Source organism: Reyranella sp., from assembly GCF_004297265.1.
Taxonomy (GTDB): domain Bacteria; phylum Pseudomonadota; class Alphaproteobacteria; order Reyranellales; family Reyranellaceae; genus Reyranella.
Window position 1 is genome coordinate 161,119 of the sequence record NZ_SCUT01000030.1, and the last position, 24,799, is coordinate 185,917.

Annotated in this window: 26 protein-coding genes; 10 read left to right on the top strand and 16 right to left on the bottom strand. The window is 60.8% G+C overall.

Annotation, left to right across the window (positions count from 1 at the left end; all coding sequences use genetic code 11):
• Positions 1-80: 80 nt before the first annotated feature.
• Positions 81-1,142: a dTDP-glucose 4,6-dehydratase gene (gene rfbB / locus EPO41_RS14640; protein WP_296326308.1), complete on the top strand. Its 1,062-nt coding sequence runs from the start codon at positions 81-83 to the stop codon at positions 1,140-1,142.
• A 13-nt stretch (positions 1,143-1,155) separates the two neighbouring features.
• Here rfbB and EPO41_RS14645 read toward each other — a convergent pair whose 3' ends face one another.
• From EPO41_RS14645 to EPO41_RS14680, 8 genes are all read right to left on the bottom strand, one after another.
• Positions 1,156-1,746: an NUDIX hydrolase gene (locus tag EPO41_RS14645; protein WP_296326310.1), complete on the bottom strand. Its 591-nt coding sequence runs from the start codon at positions 1,744-1,746 to the stop codon at positions 1,156-1,158.
• A 26-nt stretch (positions 1,747-1,772) separates the two neighbouring features.
• Positions 1,773-3,188, bottom strand: a complete 1,416-nt coding sequence (locus tag EPO41_RS14650) for an FAD/NAD(P)-binding protein (protein ID WP_296326313.1) — start codon at positions 3,186-3,188, stop codon at positions 1,773-1,775.
• Between the two features lie 26 nt (positions 3,189-3,214).
• Complete coding sequence (locus tag EPO41_RS14655) at positions 3,215-4,330, bottom strand: sulfate/molybdate ABC transporter ATP-binding protein (RefSeq protein WP_296326316.1); 1,116 nt, start codon at positions 4,328-4,330, stop codon at positions 3,215-3,217.
• On the bottom strand, positions 4,296-5,138 hold the full coding sequence (cysW, locus tag EPO41_RS14660) for a sulfate ABC transporter permease subunit CysW (RefSeq protein ID WP_296326319.1): 843 nt from the start codon (positions 5,136-5,138) through the stop codon (positions 4,296-4,298). The genes EPO41_RS14655 and cysW overlap by 35 nt, the downstream gene beginning before the upstream one ends.
• Positions 5,131-5,973 (bottom strand): sulfate ABC transporter permease subunit CysT, encoded by an 843-nt coding sequence (gene cysT / locus EPO41_RS14665; RefSeq protein ID WP_296326431.1) that lies wholly within the window; start codon positions 5,971-5,973, stop codon positions 5,131-5,133. The genes cysW and cysT overlap by 8 nt, the downstream gene beginning before the upstream one ends.
• Positions 5,974-5,987: 14 nt before the next feature.
• Complete coding sequence (locus EPO41_RS14670) at positions 5,988-7,034, bottom strand: sulfate ABC transporter substrate-binding protein (protein WP_296326432.1); 1,047 nt, start codon at positions 7,032-7,034, stop codon at positions 5,988-5,990.
• Between the two features lie 133 nt (positions 7,035-7,167).
• Positions 7,168-7,641, bottom strand: a complete 474-nt coding sequence (locus EPO41_RS14675; RefSeq protein WP_296326321.1) for an Rrf2 family transcriptional regulator — start codon at positions 7,639-7,641, stop codon at positions 7,168-7,170.
• A 45-nt stretch (positions 7,642-7,686) separates the two neighbouring features.
• The gene (locus EPO41_RS14680; protein WP_296326327.1) at positions 7,687-8,658 is read right to left on the bottom strand and encodes a UDP-glucuronic acid decarboxylase family protein; all 972 of its coding nucleotides are present in this window, start codon (positions 8,656-8,658) and stop codon (positions 7,687-7,689) included.
• A gap of 156 nt (positions 8,659-8,814) precedes the next feature.
• Here EPO41_RS14680 and EPO41_RS14685 point away from each other — a divergent pair, with 156 nt between their 5' ends.
• Positions 8,815-9,153 (top strand): hypothetical protein, encoded by a 339-nt coding sequence (locus EPO41_RS14685; RefSeq protein WP_296326330.1) that lies wholly within the window; start codon positions 8,815-8,817, stop codon positions 9,151-9,153.
• Between the two features lie 80 nt (positions 9,154-9,233).
• Here the strand turns inward: EPO41_RS14685 and EPO41_RS14690 are convergent, their stop codons facing one another.
• The gene (locus EPO41_RS14690) at positions 9,234-9,434 is read right to left on the bottom strand and encodes a hypothetical protein (RefSeq protein ID WP_296326332.1); all 201 of its coding nucleotides are present in this window, start codon (positions 9,432-9,434) and stop codon (positions 9,234-9,236) included.
• Positions 9,435-9,541: 107 nt separating this feature from the next.
• Between EPO41_RS14690 and EPO41_RS14695 the strand changes: the two genes are divergently transcribed.
• Entirely contained in the window at positions 9,542-10,090 is a 549-nt protein-coding gene (locus EPO41_RS14695; protein WP_296326334.1) for a hypothetical protein, read from the top strand.
• 267 nt (positions 10,091-10,357) lie between these two features.
• On the opposite strand, the gene EPO41_RS14700 is transcribed toward EPO41_RS14695, so the two are convergent.
• The 4 genes from EPO41_RS14700 to EPO41_RS14715 form a co-directional block, all read right to left on the bottom strand.
• A complete protein-coding gene (locus tag EPO41_RS14700) occupies positions 10,358-10,597 on the bottom strand; it encodes a hypothetical protein (protein ID WP_296326337.1) in 240 nt (79 codons plus the stop codon).
• A 326-nt stretch (positions 10,598-10,923) separates the two neighbouring features.
• Positions 10,924-11,274: a hypothetical protein gene (locus EPO41_RS14705; RefSeq protein WP_296326339.1), complete on the bottom strand. Its 351-nt coding sequence runs from the start codon at positions 11,272-11,274 to the stop codon at positions 10,924-10,926.
• Positions 11,275-11,519: 245 nt separating this feature from the next.
• Positions 11,520-12,176 (bottom strand): hypothetical protein, encoded by a 657-nt coding sequence (locus tag EPO41_RS14710; RefSeq protein WP_296326342.1) that lies wholly within the window; start codon positions 12,174-12,176, stop codon positions 11,520-11,522.
• 289 nt (positions 12,177-12,465) lie between these two features.
• On the bottom strand, positions 12,466-14,676 hold the full coding sequence (locus tag EPO41_RS14715; RefSeq protein WP_296326345.1) for a hypothetical protein: 2,211 nt from the start codon (positions 14,674-14,676) through the stop codon (positions 12,466-12,468).
• A 79-nt stretch (positions 14,677-14,755) separates the two neighbouring features.
• Here EPO41_RS14715 and EPO41_RS14720 point away from each other — a divergent pair, with 79 nt between their 5' ends.
• The 4 genes from EPO41_RS14720 (at position 14,756) to EPO41_RS14735 (ending at position 18,256) form a co-directional block, all read left to right on the top strand.
• The gene (locus EPO41_RS14720; protein ID WP_296326348.1) at positions 14,756-15,253 is read left to right on the top strand and encodes a hypothetical protein; all 498 of its coding nucleotides are present in this window, start codon (positions 14,756-14,758) and stop codon (positions 15,251-15,253) included.
• Positions 15,254-15,547: 294 nt separating this feature from the next.
• A complete protein-coding gene (locus tag EPO41_RS14725) occupies positions 15,548-16,636 on the top strand; it encodes an FAD-dependent oxidoreductase (RefSeq protein ID WP_296326351.1) in 1,089 nt (362 codons plus the stop codon).
• Positions 16,637-16,643: 7 nt separating this feature from the next.
• A complete protein-coding gene (locus tag EPO41_RS14730) occupies positions 16,644-17,435 on the top strand; it encodes an NAD-dependent epimerase/dehydratase family protein (protein WP_296326355.1) in 792 nt (263 codons plus the stop codon).
• Positions 17,432-18,256 carry a sugar phosphate isomerase/epimerase family protein gene (locus tag EPO41_RS14735; protein ID WP_296326358.1) on the top strand — a complete coding sequence of 275 codons (825 nt, stop codon included), beginning with the start codon at positions 17,432-17,434 and terminating at the stop codon, positions 18,254-18,256. Before EPO41_RS14730 ends, EPO41_RS14735 begins: the two co-directional genes overlap by 4 nt.
• Before the next feature lie 123 nt (positions 18,257-18,379).
• On the opposite strand, the gene cysN is transcribed toward EPO41_RS14735, so the two are convergent.
• Both cysN and cysD read right to left on the bottom strand, forming a co-directional pair.
• Positions 18,380-20,278 carry a sulfate adenylyltransferase subunit CysN gene (gene cysN / locus EPO41_RS14740; RefSeq protein WP_296326359.1) on the bottom strand — a complete coding sequence of 633 codons (1,899 nt, stop codon included), beginning with the start codon at positions 20,276-20,278 and terminating at the stop codon, positions 18,380-18,382.
• Positions 20,278-21,210 (bottom strand): sulfate adenylyltransferase subunit CysD, encoded by a 933-nt coding sequence (gene cysD, locus EPO41_RS14745; RefSeq protein WP_296326434.1) that lies wholly within the window; start codon positions 21,208-21,210, stop codon positions 20,278-20,280. The genes cysN and cysD overlap by 1 nt, the downstream gene beginning before the upstream one ends.
• 229 nt (positions 21,211-21,439) lie before the next feature.
• Between cysD and EPO41_RS14750 the strand changes: the two genes are divergently transcribed.
• A complete protein-coding gene (locus tag EPO41_RS14750) occupies positions 21,440-22,129 on the top strand; it encodes a hypothetical protein (RefSeq protein ID WP_296326363.1) in 690 nt (229 codons plus the stop codon).
• A gap of 127 nt (positions 22,130-22,256) precedes the next feature.
• Here EPO41_RS14750 and EPO41_RS14755 read toward each other — a convergent pair whose 3' ends face one another.
• Positions 22,257-22,649 carry a hypothetical protein gene (locus EPO41_RS14755; RefSeq protein WP_296326366.1) on the bottom strand — a complete coding sequence of 131 codons (393 nt, stop codon included), beginning with the start codon at positions 22,647-22,649 and terminating at the stop codon, positions 22,257-22,259.
• Positions 22,650-22,820: 171 nt separating this feature from the next.
• Between EPO41_RS14755 and EPO41_RS14760 the strand changes: the two genes are divergently transcribed.
• The gene (locus tag EPO41_RS14760; protein ID WP_296326369.1) at positions 22,821-23,369 is read left to right on the top strand and encodes a MarR family winged helix-turn-helix transcriptional regulator; all 549 of its coding nucleotides are present in this window, start codon (positions 22,821-22,823) and stop codon (positions 23,367-23,369) included.
• Between the two features lie 115 nt (positions 23,370-23,484).
• Positions 23,485-24,633 carry a glycosyltransferase family 61 protein gene (locus EPO41_RS14765; protein ID WP_296326371.1) on the top strand — a complete coding sequence of 383 codons (1,149 nt, stop codon included), beginning with the start codon at positions 23,485-23,487 and terminating at the stop codon, positions 24,631-24,633.
• Positions 24,634-24,799: the final 166 nt, after the last annotated feature.

Genomic DNA, 24,799 nt, shown 5'->3' on the forward strand with positions numbered 1-24,799 from the left:
CCTGCCCGCCGAGCAGCTAGAATTAGAAATCAGCGCAGAAGATATGCTAGGTAGGGGAAGCTTCATTGCATGATGGCCCCATGAGAATTCTGGTTACCGGCGGCGCCGGCTTCATCGGCTCTGCCGTTGTGCGTCACATCATCCGCGACACGGACTGGACGGTCGCCAACGTCGACAAGCTGACCTACGCGGGCAATCTCGAATCGCTGGCGGAGGCAGGGACCAGCAACCGCCATCGCCATTACAAGACCGATATCTGTGACCGTGCGGGGATCGACGCCGTCCTCGCCGAATTCCGGCCCGATGCCATCCTGCATCTCGCCGCGGAAAGCCATGTCGACCGGTCGATCACAGGCGCTGCGCCGTTCATCGAGACGAACGTCAACGGCACCTTCACGATGCTGGAGGCCGCCCTCGCCTATTGGCGGACGCTCGACGAGGCCGCGCGCGGCCGCTTCCGCTTCCAGCACATCTCGACCGACGAGGTGTTCGGTTCGCTGGGCGCGACCGGCCTGTTCACAGAGACCACGCCCTACGCCCCCAACTCCCCCTACTCCGCGAGCAAGGCCGCATCCGACCATCTGGTCCGCGCCTGGCACCACACCTACGGGCTGCCGACGCTGGCGACCAACTGTTCCAACAACTATGGCCCCTATCACTTCCCCGAGAAGCTGATCCCGCTGGTCACCATCCGCGCCCTGCGTGGCGAGAGCCTGCCGGTCTACGGCAAGGGCGAGAATGTTCGCGACTGGCTTCATGTCGAGGATCATGCCGAAGCGCTGACCCTCGTGCTGCGCAAGGGAAAGCCCGGCGAAACCTACAATATCGGCGGCAACAGCGAGCGCCGGAACATCGACGTGGTGCGCGGCATCTGCCGCCTGCTCGACGAGATGCAGCCCGACGCGGCCCACCGTCCCCACGAATCGCTGATCAACTTCGTGACCGACCGGCCGGGGCACGACGCCCGCTACGCCATCGACGCGTCGAAGATCGCGACCGAACTCGGCTGGCGGCCGCGCCACAACTTCGAGAGCGGCCTCCGCGACACCGTGCGCTGGTTCCTGGACAATCGCGGCTGGTGGGAGCGCGTGATGAGCGGCGCCTATCGCGGCGAGCGGCTCGGGTTGACAGCCGCCTCGTAGTCGCGACCCCCGGCTATTTGAGCAGATCGAGCAGGCTCGGCGGCAGGTCGCCGCGCTGGCGGCGGACTTCGATGCCCAGCAGGGCAGCGACCCCGGGCAGGTTCGAAACCTCGCCTGTCAGGGCCATGGCGACCGCATCGGCGAACGGCACCCGCCGGCGGAACAGTTTCTCCGTGGCATCAGGTTGCGGGGCGCCGCGATCCAGCCCCCAGGCGACAAAGGCCGGTACGGCCTCGGTGGAGATGCCCGGCGAAACCGCGCCCTCCACGATCTTGAGCCAGTGCTCGGCCGTGCAGCCGGTCTCCTCCTTCAGTTCCGCCCGCGCGACCGTGAGCGGGTCCTCGCCGACCCGGGCCCCTCCGCCGGGGATCTCCCAGGAGAAGCGATCCAAGACATAGCGATACTGCCCGATCAGCGTGACGCTGCCGTCGCGATCGACCGGCACGATGCAGACACCGTAATACTTCATCCGCACGCTGTGATAGCTGCGCGGCTCTCCGTCGGACAATGTCACCCGATCATGACGGACCGAGAAGTACCGGCAGTCGTAACCGGTCTCCTCCTTCAGCACCTTCCAGGGATTGACTTCGTCCAGGCGTTCCATGGCAATCCGCTCCCCGGCTATGGCCCCTACGCCGCCGTGCTGGTCAGATGACGGGCCACCGCCTCGCATTGCTTGCGGATGTCCGGCACCGCCGTCGTCTCCCACAGGTTGCCGCGAATGGGCGGTCCCAGGGCGAAGAGAACGTCCGACGGGATACCGCTTCTGCTGACCAGACGATAGTCGTCGCCGAGATCGAGGCCGAGAGACAGCGAATCCGGCCGCGCCAGGCCGCCGTCGAACAACGACCGTATCAGGGGATCGCTGATCCGGTCGTAGTCGAGCTGCGGGCCGGAGCAGTTGACGAGCCATGAGCCCTCGATCCGCTGCACGGTCTTGTCGCCCCGCGCCTTCACTGTCATGGAGATGCCCGTTGCGCCCAGCTCAACGGCCTGCAACCGGCCGGCCATCACCGCGAGCTTGCCCGCGCGCAGCAATTCCTCGATCTCGGCGGCCACGGGCGGCGCCACGCGATGGCGATGCACCTCCCAGTAAGGCCTCACGTGACGCAGGAACCGCCGCCGCTCGGCGACGGGCAGACCGCGCCACAGCGCCTGTGTCTGCGGACGCATCGAGTCGAGGACGGCGCGCCAGTCGACGCCGTTGGCCGCGGCCGCCTCGACTTCGCGACGGACCATACGGGTCAGCGCCATCACCGTTCTCGGCAGGGCGTCCGGGTTCAGGAAGGCCTGGTAGGGGCCGACGTCGCGGTGGGGCAGCGGCATGAGGCCCCGACGCGAAACGGCGGTGATCTTCGCCCGATGTCCGCGCGAATGGAGATCGAGGACGACGTCCACCATGGTCAGACCCGTCCCCACCAGGACGACGTCATCATCCTTGCCGATGCGCGCCAGCCCGCCACTCCAGGGATTGGCAAAATATCGGTCCTCGCCGGAGTCGCCCGTCTGCGGCTTCACGGGGAGTGCCGGCGGAAAGTTTCCGACGCACAGCGCTACACGGTCCACCGCATGCCGCGCGCCATCTGAAGTCTGCAGCTCGACCGAATTGGCACCGGCCGACAGGCTGACGACCTCGGCATCGACCCCGATCATCGATGACGCCGGATGTGCGGCCAGGCAGGCCGACAGGGTCGAGCGCAGGTACTGCCCGTACAGTCCGCGAGACACGAACGGCCCGCGGGGTTCGGCGCCCGCGGCCTTCGCGCATCCTTCCAGCCATTTGATGAAATGGTCGGGACGCGAATCGTACGCACTCATGTTGCCGACCCGGACGTTCAGCAGATGCTTGTCATTGGGCGTGGAATAGGCCACTCCGCTGCCGAAGGCAGCCGCACGATCGAACTGGAGAATGCGCACCGGCACCGGCGACTGCTCGATCAGGTGAACGGCCAGCATCGTGCCGGTGAAACCTCCGCCGACGATGCCGAAGGTGGGGCGATTGTCGCCGGTCACTTTTCGCGCCGCAGGCTTGGCGTGCGCGTGCATGCAGATCTCGGCATGGCGATCCTCCGTCAGCGTGCTTGAAACAGTCTCATGGTGAGCAGGTTCAGGTGGAGTTCCTCGCCCTTGGCCACCGAATGCTCGAGCGGGAGCGTCACCTCGACCGACGGCAGGCCGTCCTCGAGGACCAGTTCCGCCCGCCGGGCCGAACCGACGCGGCGCGTGCCCACGACCTTGCCCATGAAGGTGCCGTGCCCTGTCGAATGGGCCAGCGTGAGGTCCGAGGGGCGTATGAACAGTTCTGCGGGACCCGACGGGAACTGGAACGGCGCCGGCACCTTCCCTCGCCCGAGGCTGATCCATCCCGCCTCGACAGTCACCGGCAGTCGAATCGCATCGCCGACGAAGCCGGCGACGAAGGGCGTTGCGGGATGATCGAGGATATCGTCCGCGTGCCCGAGTTGCTCGAGGCGCCCGCGATTGAGGATGGCGACCCGGTCGGCCAGTTCGAGGGCCTCCTCCTGGTCGTGCGTCACGAACAGCGTGGTGTGGCCGGTGCGATCATGCAGTTCGCGCAGCCACCGGCGAAGATCGCGACGCACCTGCGCATCGAGCGCGCCGAACGGTTCGTCGAGCAGAAGCACGCGCGGCTCCACGGCCAGGGCGCGGGCCAGCGCCACACGCTGGCGCTGGCCGCCCGACAGTTGCGCCGGATAGCGCCTGCCCAGGCCCGGGAGTTGCACCAGTTCCAGCAGCTCCTCGGCCCGCTTGGCGATCTCCGCGCTCGACGGCCGCAGCCGGCGCGGCCGGACACGCAGCCCGTAGGCCACGTTCTCGGCGACGCTCATGTGCTTGAACAGCGCGTAATGCTGGAACATGAAGCCGACGCGCCGCTCTCGAACGGGAAGATGCGTCGCGTCCTCGTCGCCGAACAGGATGCGCCCGGCCGTCGGAGTTTCCAGTCCAGCGAACAGGCGAAGCAACGTCGTCTTGCCGGATCCCGAAGGGCCGAGAAGCGCCATCAACTCGCCCGGCTTCACCTGCAGGTCGATGCCATTGACGGCGGCAACGCCGGGAAACGACTTGGCCAGCCCCTCCGCCGTGATGGCGATCGGTTCGCCCTTGCCCAGATCGACCGTGGTGTCTCCCATTTCAGTGACGTCGTGCAGTTGGGAGGCCTTCTGCATGTCGCCATTCGAGGAGCGACTTCGCAGCAAGGGTGACGAGGGCCAGCCCTGCCAAAAGGGCCGAGACGGCGAATGCCCCGACGAAATTGTACTCGTTGTAGAGGATCTCGACCTGCAGCGGCATGGTGTTGGTGAGCCCCCGGATATGGCCAGACACGACGGACACGGCGCCGAACTCCCCCATGGCGCGCGCGTTGCAGAGCAGGACGCCGTACAGCAGCGCCCAGCGAACGTTGGGCAGGGTGACGGTCATGAACGTCCGCAACCCCGACGCTCCCAGCGTGAGCGCAGCCTCCTCCTCCGCCGTGCCCTGCTCCTGCATCAGGGGAATGAGCTCGCGGGCGATGAAGGGAAAGGTGACGAAGACCGTGGCGAGCACGATTCCCGGCACGGCAAAGATGATCTTGATGTCCCAATCGTCGAGCAACGGGCCGAAGACCCCCTTCGCGCCGAACAACAGCACGAAGGTCAACCCCGACACGACGGGCGACACGGAAAAAGGCAGGTCGATCAGGCTGATCAGGAGACTCTTGCCGCGGAACTCGAACTTCGCGATCGCCCAGGCCGCTGCAATACCGAATACCAGGTTGAGCGGCACCGTGATGGCCGCAACGATGAGCGTGAGCCAGATCGCCGAGAGCGTATCGGCGTCGGTATAGGTGGCAAGGAGCGGCCCGACGCCCCGGTGCAGCGCTTCGACGAAGACGGCCGCCAGCGGCAGGACCAGGAACAGCGCCAGAAACGCCACGGCGACGGCAATCAGCAGCCATTGCAGCGGACGGCTCTCGCTGAGCGCCGTCTCACGCACCTTCGTATCTCCGGCGACTCAAGGCCTGGACGGAATTGATGATCAGCAACGCGACGAACGAGATGGTCAGCATCACGACGGCGATCGCCGACGCCCCGGCATAGTCGAACTCCTCGAGGCGGGTCACGATGAGCAGCGGCGCGATCTCCGAGACGAAGGGAATGTTGCCGGCGATGAAGATCACCGAGCCGTACTCTCCCACGGCACGCGCAAAGGCCAAGGCCACACCCGTCACCAAGGCCGGCACGAGGGCCGGCAGAACGACGCGAAAGACGGTCTGCATCCTGGTGGCGCCCAAAGTCGCCGACGCTTCCTCGACCTCGCATTCGAAGTCCTGCAGCACGGGTTGCACCGTGCGCACGACGAAGGGCAGGCCGATGAAAACGAGAGCGATGAAGATACCTGCTGGCGTGAAAGCGATCTTGATGCCCCATGGCGCAAAAAGCGCGCCAATCCATCCGTTGGGCGCATAGAGCGCCGCCAGCGCGATACCCGCCACCGCGGTCGGAAGGGCAAACGGCAGATCCACGGCAGCGTCGAGCAGCCGCCGGCCGGGAAAGTCGTACCGGACGAGCACCCAGGCAACGAGCGTGCCGAAGACGGCATTCAGCAGAGCCGCCAGCGCCGAGGTCACGAAACTGACTTCGAGGGCCGCCAGGACGCGCGGCGTGGTCGCGACCTGCCAGATCCCATCGAACCCGAGCGCGCTCGCTCGCCACACCAGCACGATCAGCGGCAGCAGCACGATCAGCGACAGGTAGGTGGTGGCGAAGCCCAGCGTGATCCCGAAGCCAGGCAGGGCGCTCGGTCTCACGAAGGTGAAACGTTGCCCCATCACGGGAGCGACCGTCACCGAGGGGCCTTGCCCGCTGGCTTGTAGATCTGATCGAAGATGGCGCCGTCGGCAAAATGCTCGGCTTGCGCCTTCTTCCAGCCGCCAAAGACCTGGTCGATCGTGACCAGCTTGAGCTTCGGAAACCGGGCGATGTCCGCAGCCTCGGCATCTTCCGGTTTGAACGGCCGGTAGAAATTCCGGGCGATGATCTTCTGGCCGGCGGGCGAGTAGAGGAAGTCGAGATAGGCCTCCGCCACCTTGCGCGTGCCACGCTTGTCGACGACGGCATCGACGACGGCGACGGGCGGCTCCGCCAGGATCGACAGGGACGGCACGACGATGTCGAACTTGTCGGCGCCGAACTCCTGCAGGATCAGGAATGCCTCGTTCTCCCACGAGATCAGGACATCGCCGACGGCACGCTGGGCGAATGTCGTGGTCGATCCCCGCGCGCCGGAATCGAGCACCGGTACGTTCCTGAAGATCGCCTCGACGAGCTTGCGGGCGGCCGCCTGGTCGCCCTTCGTCCGATCGAGTTCATCGGCCCACGCGGCGAGATAGTTCCAGCGCGCCCCGCCGGACGTCTTGGGATTGGGCGTGACGACCGACACGCCGGCCTTCCCGAGATCCGGCCACTCCTTGATGCCCTTGGGGTTGCCCTTGCGGACGACGAACACGATCGTCGACGTATAGGGGCATGAATTGTTGGGGAGGCGCGACTGCCAGTTTTCCGGCAATCGCTTCGATTCGCGAGCGATCGCATCGATGTCGCCGGCCAGCGCCAGGGTCACGACATCTGCTTCGAGACCGTCGATCACCGATCGTGCCTGTCGGCCGGATCCGCCATGGGACGTGCGGATCGTCGCCTTCTGCCCCGCGCTGCGTTGCCATTCGCCGGCGAAGGCATCGTTCACCGCGCGATAGAGTTCGCGCGTCGGATCGTAGGAGACGTTTGTCAATGTGACGGGAGCCGATGTCTGGCTCAGTGCGGGCCAGGAGACAGTCGACGCGCCCGTCGCGGCGCCTGCTGCGAGAAAAGTACGACGGTGCAAGACCATCATCATGCCTCCTACAGTCAGTCGAGCGGCTGTATCAGAGCAGGTTGCAGATGCCCAATCGGTTTGTCGACCAATTTAGTAGAGATTGTCAACTCTGCGGCGGAAGTCGGCCCGTGAACCTCTTGCCTGACGCCCGTCACACAGGATGGGGACCTCGTGCACTTGCCTTTTCCGACGCCGGCCTTCTGCGCTCGCCTTCCCCCGTCATGGCGTCCAAAAGACTCGTGTTATCAAGAATGTCCCGGCTCGACTTCGCGACATGCGCGAACACGCGTCGGATTTCACAGCTCGCCTCGTCGGTGCAATCCTTGCACCGGCGATAGGAAATCTTCGAAAGACAAGGCAACAAGGCAATCGGCCCATCGACGATCCTCAGGACTTCTCCGAAGGTGATCCGCGAAGGCTGCCTGTTGAGCTGATAGCCCCCAAGCTTGCCACGCTTGCTGCGCACGAGACCGTGACGCTTGAGGTCGAGCAATATCTGTTCCAGGAACTTCTTCGGGATAGAGCAGGACGTCGACAGATCGGAAATCATGACGGCGTGATCGGGGTCCGCCTGGGCCAGAGCCACCAGGGCCCTGAGTGCATACCGTGCCCGTTGCGAGATCATTCCAAGCCCCGTTATCGGATCACAGCCCCCAGCAGGCGTGATCGACTACCGTCCGATACCGCTCACGCCCCTGTTGCTCTTCAGCAGGTCGTCGAAGAAGGCGATGGTTTTCGTGAGGCCATCTTCGAGGGCCACCTTCGGCTCCCACTTCAGCATCTCGCGCGCCAGGGTGATGTCCGGGCAGCGCTGCATCGGATCGTCGACCCGAAGAGGCTGAAAGATCAGCTTCGATTTGCTGCCCACCTTCTCGATGATCTTCTCGGCGAGGTGCCGGATCGGCATCTCCACCGGATTGCCGATGTTCACCGGTCCCGTGAAGTCGTCCGGCGTGTGGTCCATCAGCCGCAGCCATCCGTCCAGAAGGTCGTCGACGTAGCAGAACGCCCGCGTCTGCATCCCGTCGCCGTGAATCACGATGTCTTCGCCTTTGAGCGCCTGAACGATGAAATTCGACACCACCCGCCCGTCATTGGGATGCATGCGCGGCCCGTAGGTGTTGAAGATCCGCGCCACCTTGATCCGCAGTCGGTGCTGGCGGTGATAGTCGAAGAACAGCGTCTCCGCGCAGCGCTTGCCCTCGTCGTAGCAGGCCCGCGGACCCAGCGGATTGACGTTACCCCAATAGCTCTCGACCTGCGGATGCACCGTCGGGTCGCCATAGACCTCGCTGGTCGACGCTTGGAAGATCTTGGCCCGCACCCGCTTGGCCAGCCCCAGCATGTTGATGGCGCCGTGCACGCTGGTCTTGGTCGTCTGCACCGGATCGTGCTGGTAGTGGATCGGCGACGCCGGGCAGGCGAGATTGTAGATCTCGTCGACCTCGACATAGAGCGGAAAGGTCACGTCGTGGCGCATCAGCTCGAAGCGCCGATTGTCCAGACAGGCTACCAGATTGGCCTTGCTGCCGGTGAAATAGTTGTCGACGCACAGCACGTCGTGGCCCCCCTCGAGCAGCCGCTCGCACAGATGCGAGCCCAGGAACCCCGCCCCGCCCGTGACCAGAATACGCTTGCCCATGACTCCCCTTGGAAACGCCTCCTTCGGCCCCACGACACTAGGCGATCAAGCTCTCGAATTCAAAACAAGTGACGCGGGGCCGGGCGAACTTTCCCGCCTTCCCCCTGTGGAGGACTATCGCTATCGTCCCGGTCCGGCAGCGTTTGGGGGGCGGACATGTTCGAACTCGAGAAAGATGAGCGAATTCGCGGCATCGATTCAAATACAGCCGCTCTCTCGATGGCAATGGCACATGATTTCATCCTCGAGATCCTGCTGACGCGCGACATGCTGGAAACAGGACACGACGAAGCACGGAAGCTCGCCCGCCTCGCGATCGAACGCTGGGAACGGCGATATGGCGAAGGTTCGAGCCCAAGCATCACCCGTGCGGACGATCGCGGCCGTCTTCACAGCTCCGGCAAGGCGTTCGTCGACCGGCTGATGAGAAAGGCGCTGGCGCGCTCCGATCACATCCGGGAGCAAATGAGCAAGGATGCGGCCGACACGCGCTGAGTTCTTCGTAGGCCGCAGGAATACGGGCGATGATTCTGCCCGGTGAGATAGGCCCATACTACAACTCGCTAGCTGCTGATCTATTGCAGCCACCTTTCTCGATTTCTTTCCTTGACCCAGCCGGATTGGAGCATCTGAAGGCTGAAGTTGGCGAGGACCACGCCCTCACCGAGTTGCTCGCTGCCGACGACCGGATTCATCGAGCCAGCCAAAAGCCCGGCTCCAGTGCCGATCGAAGAGGCTCCGACAATTAGAATGCTGACGGGCAGCACCGGATTCATCTAGACTTCCGATTGGGTCAAACGTTAGCAGGCGAATCCCTGTTTCCAAAGGCTCCGCATCAGGGCAGACTTTGCAGTATTGGATAAATTTCGTCGGAGGATATTCCATGCTCACCTACACAGTGCGGCGCCGTCGCATCAAAGTCGCCAGGCCGCCGCGCGGGAGCATGTCCACGGATGAACCCATCGCCACCATCGATCTGAGGCGACTTTCCGTTCGAATGATGGATGGAATCGAAGCAACGCCAGACGAAATCAAAGAAATTGAAGGCGCTGCGCAAGAGCTGCGAGCTGCCGGCACGGCAAAATACGCGGCGACTTTGGGGTACATTGAAACTACGAACAAGGCGGTGGAGTACTACGTCACGAAAGCAACCGACCTGGATAAGCAGCTTATTTCTGGGACAGTCCGGATGGCCTCCAAGGCGATCCGTAAGGCTATGCCTCCCAAACCTCAGGCAGCCCCTGCCGAAACAAAAAGCCAAGCTCCGGTTACACCCGAGATGCTCGCAGAAGCCCTTTATCAGGCGCTCGGGGCAACGGCCTCTTCCTCCAAGTATAAACTGCAGGGCCCGCCGAGGTCGGGAAGGCAAACGGAAATTCGTGGCTTCTGGAATCTCACCGAAGTGGCAAGGAATCTGCTCTCCCGAACATAAAACGCCTGCGGGAGAGACGTCCGGGAGAAAGATTGAGCGATGATTTGCTCGCCATTCACGCGGCAAGCCGATTAGGAGGTCGGCGAAATTTATCGTCACCAAGGGCGGATTTCAGGCGCCCCTTCAGGTCTTCGACGAAATCGCTGGGGCGTACATGCGGCGACTCGTTTCCAGCCGAGACGAAGGTTCGCTTCCTGTTGGCCGTGAAGACCGAGGCAGCCGACGTATCCTACGCCAACGACCGCCTCACCAACGCGATCACCTCGCTCAATCCGTGGCGGCGGCCTTGCGGCGTTCCCGGCGCTGGAGCTTGCGTTGAGCGGCGTTGGCGCCTTTTTGCCACAACTCTGCGGTGCCCCCGTCATCGCGAATCTCTCTGAGGATCCGAATGAACCTTTCCACCACGGTTCTTTCCTCGACTGTAACGTCGTCGTCATCCTTCATCCCGGTGGTCAGGATAGCGGCGACAATGCAGTCTCGGTCCATCGGGCTCATGTCGTCAGCCATTTGTCTCGTCTCCCTGCTGGCCCGCCAATTCTGCGACCGGGGGAGGCAATAGTCGAGCCGGCTCGGCCGAGTGCGGCATGAAGGCCGTCCGAGACTGCCCCTCCCTGATGAAGCCGCTGATGGCGTGCGCCAAGGAGGTGGTATGACCGCGCTTGGAACGATCCGACGCTGGCCGCAATCCAGACGCGGAAGGCGCGACAGAAGAAGCTGGCGCGAGCCGCGCACGCACCTGATGACGACGCCGGAGCAAGACAAAAAGCTGGGTAAGTGTCCTACGCCCCGAAAAAATAGCGACGATCAATCGCTTACGAGGTGAGAAACATTGGCTACTTCAACTCGGCGATTCGCAGTTCATCGGCTCGCTCACATGCGACTGCTGCATCCTTGTACCGCTTGAGGTCGAGAAATGCGCGCGCCAGGAACTCGTAATGGGCAGGCTTCCTGTATCCCTCCGTCGTGACTTTTGCGAGCAACTGACGAGCCGCGGGGCGGTCGTTGGCGGCAATCAGGGCGCGAACCGCCAGGCACGTTGCCTCCAGCTTGAGAGCACGGTCGGTCTTGATATCTTTCATCTGCTCATAGGCGCTCGTCGTTGCGCCCCAATCACCACGGATGAATGCCTCACGCATCTCCTCAATCAGCTTCCTGCCGAGCTCCATTTTCTCCTCTTTAAGCATAGCGTAGTCTCCAATCTCTCATCGACGCGGAGAGAGTTCTCGAAGGCGAACACTCCCTCACCCGCCCACACTTACTGGAGGTGCGCAAACATCTCTACCGCAAAGTGCAATTTTCTCCCTACTTGCGACACCACGGCATCGGCATCATGCGCGTCCAGGAGGCCCTTGTTCGACCTGAAGTCCTGGCCCCCTTGAAACGGCCCGGTACGCAATGGCTTAGCTTGCCGAGGTCGCTCGGGCGACCGTCAAAGGGATGGGGCCGCGGCAGGGTTTCCGCTTTGCCGCTTCTCTAGATACTGCTGCGCGTCCGCCCGGATACCGGCGATGACGGCAGCTTCATCGTAGGATTTGATCCCCGCGAATGAGGCGGCGTCCGCCAGGAAGGCTGGCAGGCTCACCACGGCCTTGTCGTAGGAAACCAGAAACAGGGGATGCTCGGTCGTGGCGGCGATGGCCGCCAGGCGCTGATGCACCGCCACGACCTGCTGCAGGACATTGATTGGGTTCTTCGACCTCCGCGTGGCTGACCGGACAGCGATTGAAAGCGGTTCCTTGAAGATCATAACGAAGTGCGGGTTCGGAACCATTTCCGATATGGCAGAGAAACGGCTCTCGATCTCCGGGAGTTTCCACCCCCAGACGGGATGCAGACTGCAGAACTCCCCGATTATCCGCCGCATCCTGGCATGATCTTCCTCCTGAAACGCTTCTTTCAAGCGGTTATGCTCGTGACGTGGGCTTATGCGGTCGTTCGGGGTTCGCCTGAACGGCACGCCGAGGCGTGAGAAGACGGAAGCAGCGAACGACGTGCCACCACGGGGCGCGCCGCAGATCACTATCGATTTCCGGTCAGTGACTCTGTGCTCATTCTTCATGAGCACACCGTGAAAGCTGCTACCCATATTCCACTCCAATTACAGCGTCGGTAGTCTAATGCAGAATCCGGAGGTTTGATCAACGATTGATGTCGCGCAACCAATTTGCAGATGAAAGCCCGTGATGGGGCGCTCGCCGCCTTCGGCGACCGGGAAGCAGCGGCCGGGTTGACCGTCTTTGCCGGGTCGCGAGATCGCAGCGGCGGCCTCGCGCTCGAGCGGCTCTGTTCGCCCGTCCGAGACAGCCGCGGATCTTGCACAAGCCCGCTGCGAGGAAGAGTAAAAGGAGCGCCCGCCCCTTCCGTGTTTCCGAGCATTACCCGCCTTGGAATACGATGGGACGTGCCTCGCCTACTCCATTCGGGAAGTCCGGTGTCAGAGCCGGCTCGACCACCCGTTTTAGGGGTTTCTCGGGAGTACTCAGGTCTAGCAAGAGACCTTCCCGGCCTTGGCGGATATAGATGGCGCCGCTGGCCCATTGAGAACGGATGAACGGCGAATCGTAGGTTCTCGCCCTGTACGGACTGACGCCAATCCCGCCCCGCTTGGGCCCGTAGAAAGTGAGGCCGGCGAATGTGGTCGTGCCGCCTTCCTGCTTCACGCGCTGTGCCTTCAGGGATGACTTGAATTTCTCGAAGTCGTTACCGTAGTCGCTCGCCTCGTTGGCGACAATGATGATCGGCGCATCGGGATCCGTGAGGGTGACGAAGTGACTGTTCTTGTCGAGCCCCTTGTTTTTGTTGAGCTGATCGAGCCAACGATAGCCATCGTTGCCCTGATGGACGACATGCACGGCACCGAACGCGCTGCCTTCCTTCACGAAGATCCAGCCTTCTTCCTCGTCCAGCAGGTCGAGTGTGCCAGAGATATAGATGTCGGTCCGCGATCGATACCCGGTATCATAGCCCGAGCGTTGCGTGATCAGCACGTTTCGGTCCTGAGTGGACGTGAATCCATTGCCTACGCGTTGCTCTCGGTCAAGCGCACCGGCCTTGTTAAGGCGGGTGATCTGCGGCGCGATACGCGTCCCGAGATCTCCGTTGAATACCACGCCTTGCCAACGATTCTGCGAACTTATCACCCAGTGGTCGGGATCGTGGACGAAGGATCCGAGAATATACGAAGGCGTCACGAAGCTGTAGCGAACGACGCTCTCGTTCGGATCGATCACGGCAGTCCCCCCCGGCCTGTCTTCCTGCCCCATGCCTGGGCCCCGTTGGACGATACGGTACTGGCCCCTTGCTGCCGGATCCCTTCCCAAACGCCATATGACGGGCGGCGGGAAGTAGGAGCTGCTTGCCTGCGTGGCGTAGATCGGGCGAAAGCCAACGGGCTCGAAGAGGAGGTTGTAGTTTCGATCTTCCCCTCCCTGCCGGGCAGCACTGCGGAAGGAATAGACACGGCTCTTTGCGCCACCTCGCACACCATTGGCCAGGGTTTCCTGGGCAATGAGCGCGTAGGTCAGATCCAGCAGCATCTCGGCCTTCTGCCTCAGGACCGGGTCTTCACTGAAATCCCGTATGTTCTGGAAAGCGCCGCGGGTGTACTTCTCATAGGTCGGCGAACCGACTTCCATGTACATGCCGCGCCTGGCACGCTCATCCAGGAGGTTCGACCAGAAGTTGCGCCAGCTCGCGTAGTGCTCGGCCGCAGTCCGCCCGTCCTCGAATGCGCGGTTGGCGAACGCAGGACTGTTCTTCAGGAACTGCGAAGCCAGCAGATGTGAGGACCATGCCACCAGGGAGTGGTTCTCGGACCCCTGGAGCTTCCAGACATTGCTCAGGTCCACCGCGTATCTGGGCTTCTTCAGCGAGGCGACCTTGAAAAACTCCTCCTCGAGATTGCGTTGCGCCCCTCGTCCCAGTCTTCCAGGGAAAGCTCCCGAACGTCCGTTGAAAAGTCCATAGAGGCGGATGTCCTCGAGGGAAAACAGTCCGAAGTCCGCCTTTGTATGGCTCTCCAACGGCCAAATTTCAGCGAAATACTTGTTGATCCTCTCCATGTCCTGCTCGAAGAGCAGCGACGCAATCGCATAAATTGTCCAATTGCGATCAGAGACAAGCTGGGCATTGGTGATGCCATCCATCAGTGATGCGCGAGCGCGGTCCAAATATGCCGCCGGCATCGAAGCCAGGAGAGGTGGAGGCCAATGAGCCGGTTGAGTTCTTTCCGGAACGGCGACCGATACCTGACACTTGGCCGTACCTTTGGCACCGGGCACGAACATCGTATACGTCGTCGTGCGTGACGGACGCTCTACTCGCGATTTATTCTTATCCTGTTCGACTTCGATCACATTGCCGTCATGGACGATTATCGCCGAATCGGCATTTCGGATCGTCCAGGTCAAATTAACCTGTTGGCCTGCCTTTAGGACGACCGCAGGATGCACGGCAATGTCACAGCCTGCAGCGCCTCCGCCGCGGACGACCGGCTGTTTCTCCGAGTTGGGTCTGCCGGCGTCCTGAGCATTCGCCGAGGATAGGCCGGCGAGGGCAAAGGCGGTCAGAAAGGCCCCAACACGCATGCAATCCTCCGCATAGGATCTGTGAAAACCAAGAATGCATCAGGTCCGTTGCAGACTACCCATTCAGTCGACACGAGGAATGGCCAAATCAGAAGGGATCGTCACTCACGCAGCCGATATTTATGTCGCTCTTTGTGGCTTCAGTAAGTTTCAAAGCCCGAGGTATTGCGGGCGAAGTCACCCCAAGGACCTCATCGGCACCGAGAAGGTGGAGCTCCCCGGCTGCCTGAAAAACCCGGCTATGCTATCTTGCCTCAAATGGACCGGCAAGCTGCAGGTCCCTATGATTGAACGGTGGTATCCCGTGTCCGTAGTCTATTCTGAAATCATATGGCTGGGGGGGATCGTCCTGGCTTTGACAGTGGCGGCCGTCATTGGCCTCCGGAGGCGCCAGGATATTGGAGCAATTGAGCCCGTCAAGCCGCTGCTCCTTTCTCCTATGGAACGTGAGCTGCTTCTTCTTGAAAAAACATTGGCCCTCCAGAAAGCCGTGGAGGCCAAGAACGCAACGAAGAGGGCCCGACGCGATCGGAGACGCCAGTTGGCCGCCTCTAACAAGACCGGTCCGACAGCCTAAAGCACGGCCACCGGCCGGAAGGCGTCAGCAGAACCGTAGCGCTTGCAATCGGCCCGCTATGGCCTCCTCAGAAAATTGGATGTGCGACAGAAGCAGCAAATCGATAGTTGACCAAGCCAATGGACGTGATGAATGAAGCCCTTCATCGCTCTTACCACAGAGGCAGCTTCACAAGCTCGGCCGCCCGTGATAGAAAGTCAAGTCTATTGAGCGATTTTCAGGGAAGTGCGAGGCATTGCCTCTCTAATAGTGGCGCAGCCGGTCACTGCATCGGCGCTAACAACTGGGCAACGCATGCAATTCAGAGTCGGAGTAATCGGGGGCGGCTGGTACGGCTGTCACATCGCATATTCTCTCGGCAATCTGGGCTTCGACGTTGCCTTGTTCGATCGCCATTCCGTCCTGATGCAGGAAGCATCTGGCAATAATCAATTTCGCCTTCATCTTGGATTTCACTATGCGCGGCACCACGCGACACGCCTCCAGTCGCGTGACGGATTCCAGCGCTTCATCGAGCGCTATCCGACGCTTAGCGGAGAAATAACCAAGAATATCTACGCGGTGCCGGAGCAAGGCAGTCTGCTGGACTTCAACACCTACAAACTGGTCATGGCCGCGTCAGGCATCGACTACGTCGAGATGCAAGACGTGCCCGATTTCCTGCAGTCGATCGAAGGCTGCCTGCTCACGCGGGAGCGGGTCATCCATCTCCATCGCGCCCGGGCGTTCTTTCAGGAGAATCTCGGCAGCAACCTGCAGTTGGAAACCGAGGTGCAATCCGTTCGCGATGCGGGCGATCACGTCTCGATCAACGGTCAGCGTTTCGACTATGTCGTCGATGCCACGTGGGGGCATTTGCGTCCGCTTCCGATCAACGTCTATTTCGAGCCGACGTTGCTGCTCTACTATGAAAGCAAGGACGTGCCGGCGCTGACTCTCGTGGATGGGCCTCTTTTCTCGGTATATCCGACGGAGGATCCGCAGATCCATACGTTGTCCTCGGTCGTTCATACGTCGCTAGGTCGATATGCAACGGCGGCAGAGGCTCGGGCACGACACGCTCAGGTCGACCTCAGTCTGGTGAAGGAAAAGCGGATGGCGATGGAGGCGCAGGCAAGCGTCAACTTCCCGGCGTTTCGCGATATGTTTCGCTTCGCGGGAATACAACTTGGGATCAAGACCAAACCCATCGCAACCTATGACGACAGAAGCTGCTACGTATTCCAGGACGGACGCATTTTTTCGGTGATGTCCGGGAAGATCGACACGATCTTCTTTGCGACAGAGCGGATCCTTTCGCTAATGGCGGCTGCCAATTCCATGAGATCCTCGTCCGAAGGGCCGACTTCGTTTCGCCAGAACATTCTAATGCCGACGGTGTGAGGGCAGGATGCAGTCGAAACGTGACGCATTGATCGGCTATACGGGCTTCGTCGGAGATACGATCAATCGCTCGGATTGGCCTTTTGCGGCGCGCTTCAATTCCGCCAACATCGAGACGATGAGAGGCGAGCGATTCGATACGGTCGTCTGCGCGGGCGTCTATGCAGAGAAATGGAAAGCCAATCGCGCACCTGATGCCGACTGGTCCTCGATACAACGCCTGATTGACATCCTGGACACGGTGTCGGCGAACAGATTCGTTCTGATATCGACCATTGATGTCTACCCAACTCCGCTCAACGTCACGGAAGATGACCTCCCCCCACGGGGAGCAGGCGAACCTTATGGCCGGCATCGCCTGGAACTCGAATACTGGATCGCGAACAAGTTTCCCCGCCACCATATCCTGCGTCTCCCCGCCTTGTTTGGACCGGGCCTCAAGAAGAATGCCATCTTCGATCTTCTGGTCGGGAACCTTGTGGACCGCATCAATCCAAATGGCGTGTACCAATGGTATCCGGTGGCCCGTATCGCTGCAGATATCCGCCGTGTGATCGACGCCGATGTCCGGCTGATCAATATCGCCGTTGAAGCCCTGCGAACGGGCGACATTGCCGAACAGCTGTTTCCCGGCGTTGCAATCGGTTCTCCTGACCTTCCTGTGGCACGTTATGACATGAGAACGCGGCATGCCGCACTGCTGGGAGGAAGGGGCGACTATCACATGGACGCTTCAAATGCCTTTGCCGAACTCAGCAGCTACGTCTCTGCGGTGAGGCTGAATGGAGGCAAACCATGATCGCGATGTCGAACCTGGCCTTCCCCTCCGAAGCGATCCCGAAGTCGTTGCCGCTCTGGAAGGCGGAAGGGCTCACGGGTATCGAAGTGGCTCCGACGCGCCTCGCGCCGTGGGATGAACTGACGCCGGAAATGCTCAGGAACTACCGGCGCACGCTCGAGGATTTGGGTCTTGTCGTACCGTCCTTGCAGGCACTCCTCTTTGGAAAGGATGGGGTAGCGCTCTTGGGAGACGAGGAGTCCTTCGAGCGCTTGGTCGAGCACCTTCGCCAAGTCGCGGGTATTGCCGCCCTTTTGGGGGCCCGGATCATGGTGTTTGGGTCGCCCCGCCAACGGAGCCGCGGAAACCTGCCAATACCGGAAGCTCTGGTCCTCGGAGAAGAGCGGCTTCGCAGGTGCGCGGAGGCTGTCCACGATGAGGCGGGAGTTGCCCTCGGGCTTGAACCCGTCCCAGCTGCCTATGGCGGCGATTTCCTGGAAATGGCGGAAGACGTAACGAGCATGGTTCGCGCCGTTGCGCATCCCGGGCTCCGGCTGCATCTCGACACCGGATGCGTCAAGCTCGGCGGCGGCGACATCTCCGCATCGGTGCGCGCCGGAGCTTCCTGGTTGTCACACTTTCACGCCGCCGAACCCCAGTTGGGAGTATTCGCCAATCCGGTGGCAGACCATGTTGCGGCAGCTCGAGCGCTGTCGGAAATTGAATATGCTGGCTGGATATCGATCGAGATGCGCCAGGTTGACGACTGGGAAACCGCGGTGCCAGCCGCTTTGCGATTCGTCCGCCGTCAGTATGTCGAACGGCACGGCCAGGCGGCATAAAATCAAAAACTGTCTTTACATATATTTCGATCAGGCTGCCCCACATCGGCAACTGGCAAACGGTCGATCTGCCCAGAACGTCCAATGCAACGGCGCGAAGAGTTCGACTATCTTCGCTACCCTCTACGCTTTCAGACTGCCGTTGTCGTTCAGATAGGCAATCAATTGCTCCACTGATTGCTCGACCGACTGCGCGCCGGTATCGAGCCTGATCTCGGGGTTCTCCGGCGCCTCGTATACGGAGCTGATGCCGGTGAAATTGGGGATCTGGCCCATGCGCGCCTTGCGATACAGCCCCTTCGGATCCCGCGCCTCGCAGACCTCCAGCGGCGTATCCACGAAGATCTCGATGAACTCGCCCTGCCCGATCAATTCTCTCGCCATCCGGCGCTCGCTGCGAAACGGGGAGATGAACGAGACGATCACGACGAGCCCCGCGTCGGCCATCAACCGCGCCACCTCCGCGACCCTTCGAATGTTCTCCACGCGGTCCGCGTCCGTAAATCCCAGGTCGCGATTGAGCCCATGCCGGACGTTGTCGCCGTCCAGGATGTAGCTGTGACGCCCCAGGCTGAAGAGCCGCTTCTCGAGCGCCACGGCGATGGTCGACTTGCCGGACCCCGACAGGCCCGTGAACCAGACCACGGCCGCCTTCTGGCCCTTCTGCGAGGCGCGGCTTTCGCGACTGACGTCCAGCTCCTGCCAGTGAATGTTGGTGGCCCGCCGCAGCGGGAAGTCGAGCAACCCCATGCCGACGGTCTGGTTGCTGACCCGGTCGATGAGAATGAAGCTGCCGAGTTCGCGGCTCTCAGCGTACGGCGCGAACGGAATGGCTTTCGACAATGAAAGATTGCATACGCCGATCTCGTTCAACGCGAGAGTCTTGGCGGCGGTATGCTCCAGCGTATTGATGTTGATCCGGTGCTTGAGCGACGTCACCGTGACTTCGGTCGTCGTCGCTCCGACCTTTATCAGATAGGTTCGGCCAGGCAGCATCTCGTCGGGCGCCATCCAGAGCAGCCGCGCGACGATCTGGTCCGCGACCGGCACGGAATGGCCATGGTCGCAGAAGAGGTCGCCGCGACTGACGTCGATGTCCCGATCGAGGACGAGCGTGACTGCCTGTCCAGATATCGCGGCAGGAAGGTTACCGTCGGCGGTAACGATCCGCTTTACGATCGCCTCCTGCTCCGACGGCAGCACCTTGACGCGGTCGTCCTCCCGGACCGTTCCGCTCACGATCGTGCCGGCATAGCCGCGAAAATCCGCATTCGGGCGGTTCACCCATTGCACCGGCATCCGGAACGGACGCTTCTCGTCCTGGGGAGCGATCTCGACCGTCTCCAGGTAAGGCAGCAGCGCCGGGCCATGGTACCAGGGCATGAGCGGGCTCGGCGCGACGACGTTGTCGCCGAGCAGGGCCGAAATGGGAATGCAGGCGACCTCCTCGATGCCAAGCTGCCTGGCGAAGGCCATGTACTTGGCGGTGTACGCCGAGAAGACGGCCTGGTCGTAGCCGACGAGGTCCATCTTGTTGACGGCCAGCACCAGCTTCCGGATGCCGAGCATCGAGCAGATGTAGGTGTGCCGCCGGGTCTGCGTCAGCAGGTCCCTGCTGCGATGGACGTCGCCCAGGATGATCGCCAGGTCGGCGGTCGACGCACCGGTCGCCATATTGCGGGTGTATTGCTCGTGACCGGGCGTGTCGGCGACGATGAACTTGCGCTTGTCGGTCGCGAAGAAGCGATAGGCCACATCGATGGTGATGCCCTGTTCCCGCTCGGCGGCCAGCCCGTCGACGAGAAGCGCGAAGTCGAGCTCCCCGCCTTGCGTTCCGACCTTGGCGCTTTCCGTCTTGAGGCTCGCCAGTTGATCCTCGAAGAGCATCTTGCCCTCGTAGAGGAGCCGGCCGATCAGCGTCGACTTGCCGTCGTCGACGCTTCCGCAGGTGATGAAGCGAAGCAGTTCCTTGCGCTCTTGCTGGCGCAGATACGCGTCCAGCCGCTCTTCCGACCCGTCCATCAGAAATAGCCTTCCTGCTTCTTCTTCTCCATCGACCCCTCGCCGTCGCGATCGATGACCCGCCCATGTCTCTCCGAATTCTTGGCGCGGAACATTTCCTCGAGAATCGCCGGCAATGTCGCTGCCTCGCTCTCGATGGCGCCGGTCAGCGGATAACACCCGAGAGTCCGGAAGCGGACCAGCTTCAGCTCGGGCTTCTCACCCGGCATGAGCGGCATGCGCTCGTCGTCGACCATGATCAGGTTTCCATCGCGTTCGACGACCGGCCGGGGCTTGGCGAAGTACAGGGGTACGATCGGAATCTTCTCCTGATGGATGTATTGCCAGATGTCGAGCTCCGTCCAATTGGACAACGGAAAGACTCGAATGCTCTCGCCCTTGCGCTTGCGCGTATTGAACAGGTTCCAAGGCTCCGGCCTCTGGTTCTTCGGATCCCAGCGGTGATGCTCGCTGCGGAACGAGAAGATTCGTTCCTTCGCCCGCGACTTCTCTTCGTCCCGGCGCGCGCCGCCGAATGCCGCATCGAAGCCATGCAAATCCAGTGCCTGCTTCAGTCCCTGCGTCTTCATGACATCGGTATGGATGGCCGAGCCGTGGGTGAAGGGATTGATCCCGCGTGCAAGCCCATCGGGATTCGTGTGGACGATGAGCTTGAGCCCCAGCTCGGCCGCCATACGGTCACGGAACGCGATCATCTCCCGGAATTTCCACCTGGTATCGATGTGCATTACGGGAAATGGCGGCTTGGCTGGATAGAATGCCTTCATCGCGAGATGAAGCATCACGGCTGAATCCTTGCCGATCGAGTAGAGCATGACCGGGTTCTCGCACTCGGCCACGACTTCGCGCATGATGAAGATGCTTTCAGCTTCCAGGCGCTGAAGGTGACTCAGACGGTCGACTGCGGTGAGCAAAATCCGTTCCTCGGCAATGTTGAAGGCGCCGCTCGGAGCAGGCAACACCTTACTTCCTCGATCGCAGGATGCAGCATTCCCGCTGATCGGGACCCGATAGAGATCGCGCATAGTTTCCGATTAGACTAAGGATGCGCACACCCCTTGCTCCAACAGAATACCGGCTTGTACAATTGAAGCCAAGAACCTCTCAATCTCTGCCAACCCTTCGGCGCCATTGTCGATCAATTTATACTCCGTCTCGAAAGTGATCGGGCCGAAGCGCTTTCAGCGCACGATTGCCAAGGATGTCACGTGGGCAATCGAGCCGCGATCGCAGTACGTCATTCTCAGCAATCAGCCGGAATCTCTTGCCGTTTTCCTGAACGTCATTGCGGGTCTTTCGATACCGAGCGAAGGCCATATCAGACGTGAAGGGACGATATCCCCTCCAGGGGGGTTTCTCAGATACTCCTCGGGCGGAACCCCTTTAGAACTTATTCGATTGCTTGCACCTCTTTATCGGTTTGATACTGAGCAGGTTCTCGATTTCGTATCTGCAACCATTCGACACGATCGACTGTTTCGCACACCGCTCGCCCAACTTCCCGCGCTGCTGAGGCGCGAACTCAATTTCATACTGACCTATGCGATCCCGTGCGATTATTATTTTTATGGAACGCCTCGGGGCTGTCGCCCCGATTTATACAAAGTGGGCCAACAGATATTGGCCCGCAGAAGCAAAGAGGCGACCATGCTGCTGGGAACCGGCTCAGAACGCCTTGCAAGATCACTCGGTTCGGACGCAAAAGCTGCGATCCTCTATGGTGGCAATTTCACGCTCTACGAACGGCTGGACGACGCTCTTGTGGTGTTCGCGCAATTGGATCCCGAACCAGCAATCCCGAACGAAGCACTTGAGGGCGAATCCCATGACGAGATCGACCTCCTCCTGTGAAGATTGCGACACGTCCAAGTAAATGGTCGGTATCTCTGACAGTCTTTGATACGTCTATGGCAAGTTTGTCACCTGAATCACAATGTACTGATTTCAAACAGTACCTCAATTCCGGAAGGGCTTTACTTCAGCCTGTATTGTCTGCACTCGAAGCACCATCCTTCATTTTATGATGCGGCGGCGGCGTCGCTCCATTTTGTTCGCCAGCCGAGACAACTTGCTTAGCAACAAGGTTTTGCTCCCGCCTGCGCTGTTTCCGCTCGCCACGCCGCTCCGCCCGAGGGCGCGGCAATGGCGTCGCTCCGTGGCCACTGCCGGTTGTTTCTTTGGCTACCGTCACCGGTTGTTCAGCAACGGCTGGCAATGCAGAAGTTGCCTGGGTTTCAGAATCCCCGCTGCCGTTCTCGCCGCGCCGGCGCACGACCGCTTTCAGAGCAAGCTCATGAGCGGGTACGAACCGCTTCTGCACCGAGGGAGGTGATCCTTTGTCTCCCATCAGATAGCGCAGAATCTTCTTCATCCTTCACCCTCAGAGTCAATTCAGCCAAATATTCGGTCACACATGCGTCGATGGCGCCGGGAAACTTCGAAGCGGCCGCGGACAGCCCCTTGCACAATAGACAAGGTACTTTACAATAAGCCGTAAGCGGATGCAAAGGGAGGCACCGTGAATGAGAATGGAGCCAGGGCCATGACGATGGCTGACGAACCGGACCGTTCGAGCCCAATCGATATTCTTGACGTGGCGACCTTAGTGATGACCGCAAGCAGGTTGATTGGCGGGCTAGCGAATCTTCCCCTTTTCAAGAGCGCCCACGTAAGCCTGACGGAATGGCTAGCTTTGTCGATCCTCGCAGCCAGAGAGGGGATCAGCAACAAGATGCTTGCGCGCAGCCTGAGCGTTACCGGGCAACGCGCCAATCAGCTATGCACGTCACTGAGCGAAGCGAAGTTGATTTCGATCACGAACGCCGAGGACGATAGTCGTAGGAACGTCATCAACATCACGGACACAGGGAAGAAGCAGCTCGAAAGCCTCAACCTGCAGTTACAGGAACTTGTTTCCGGGGCCTTGGGGGGAAGAAGCCAATCTCTGAAGAGAGCCGGGAAGCATATGCGTCTCATGATGAGAATTGTCCACGCCGGAACACCAGAAATGGCGGCGAAGTTATCGAAAAGAAGAGAGCGGAAGATGGCCGTTGAAGTTGTGAAAAATGATGCGCCAACGAGCATCAAATGATCACAAAAGGGCGGCTTGGGCTCGCAACATGGATGGATGCTTCCCAAGGTTGATGAAAGAAGGCACTTGCTATTGCGTGCTTTCAATCTTGTCGATCCCGAAATAGGAGGGGCGCGTGAGTCCCAGTGATACCCTGCCGGCTGATGTATTATCGCTGTCGACTTCCGCGAAGAACAAGGTCGGCGTATTCGAAGTCCGGAAGGGCGTTTTCCTCGAAGTTTTGGAAACCCAGAAGTTCAAGACACATCGGCATTTTCGGGCATCTCTTCCGGAGTCGAACGGTATTGAGCCTGGTTTCGATTCGGGGCCCGTGTACGTCGTCTACGCTGAGGACGGCTATGTCGATACCCAGGCGGGGCTCACGTTGATCGACGGCCGCCCAGTACGCGAAACCGCCGTCGTGCCGAAGCTTGTGACAACCTATCAAGGTCCGTCGACCGAGGAGTTGGCGTTAGCGCCGCGGGTCGAAGATGGCCGCATTGTTCTGCCGCTCGCATCTCAGCGCATGGGCAACTATTGCCGCTGGTGGTTGGACAGCGTCGCCAAGCTCTTCGTTTGCGGAAGGTCGACCGTGCTTCGCGACAATCTGAGGGGCAGCAACCTGGATGTCGTACTTCCCCAGCTCGCCACTCAGTTTCAGCAGCAAGTCGTCGATTTGTTCTCTTGGCAGCCGTTCGTTAAGGACCAGAGAAATCGATTTCTGCACGGTCGAACCGTGAATTCGTCCGGCCTGACCTTTGGCGGCGGTCAACGCATTGCCGGGTTGGTACGAGAGATGGCCTCTTTTCTCGACACTTTGATCATTCCGCCAGAACATCGCGTTCGGGATCAGAGCGGGGAATTGCTGTATGTGTCGCGCAATGAATCCTCGATGCGGCGCATTCTGAACGAGAACGATCTGCTACCGGGGCTCAGGGACATGGGCTTCCGGATCGTCGCACCAGGAAAGCTCTCCTTGAACGAGCAGATCGAAGCGTTCCGCAATGCGCGAGTCGTCCTCTCGCCCCATGGGGCTGGTTTAACCAACATCCTCTTCTGTCGTCCCAATACCACCCTGGTCGAGATATTCCCCGAAGGTGGCGTGCACGGCTCGGCGTTTCTGCGAATCGCGAGCCAGCTCAATTTCAACTATTACTACGTGGTCGGCCAGAAAGTTGAGAACAAGCAGTCTAAGAAAAACCCCAACAACGCCGATCTGATCATCGAAAAATCGTCATTTCTCTCGTTCGTACGGCGGGTACTCGACGCAGAACGGAGATCGTAGATTGGAAATTCTCGCTACGGCAGGAATGGCCAATGAGGTGGAGACGAATTCGCGAACGACATCGCCCCGATGTCCAGACCAGCACATCGAGTTCGGCCCGTTACTCCTCCGCCGGACTCGGCATGGCAGATGCATCGACAACTGCGCCTCGCGCAAGATGACATGG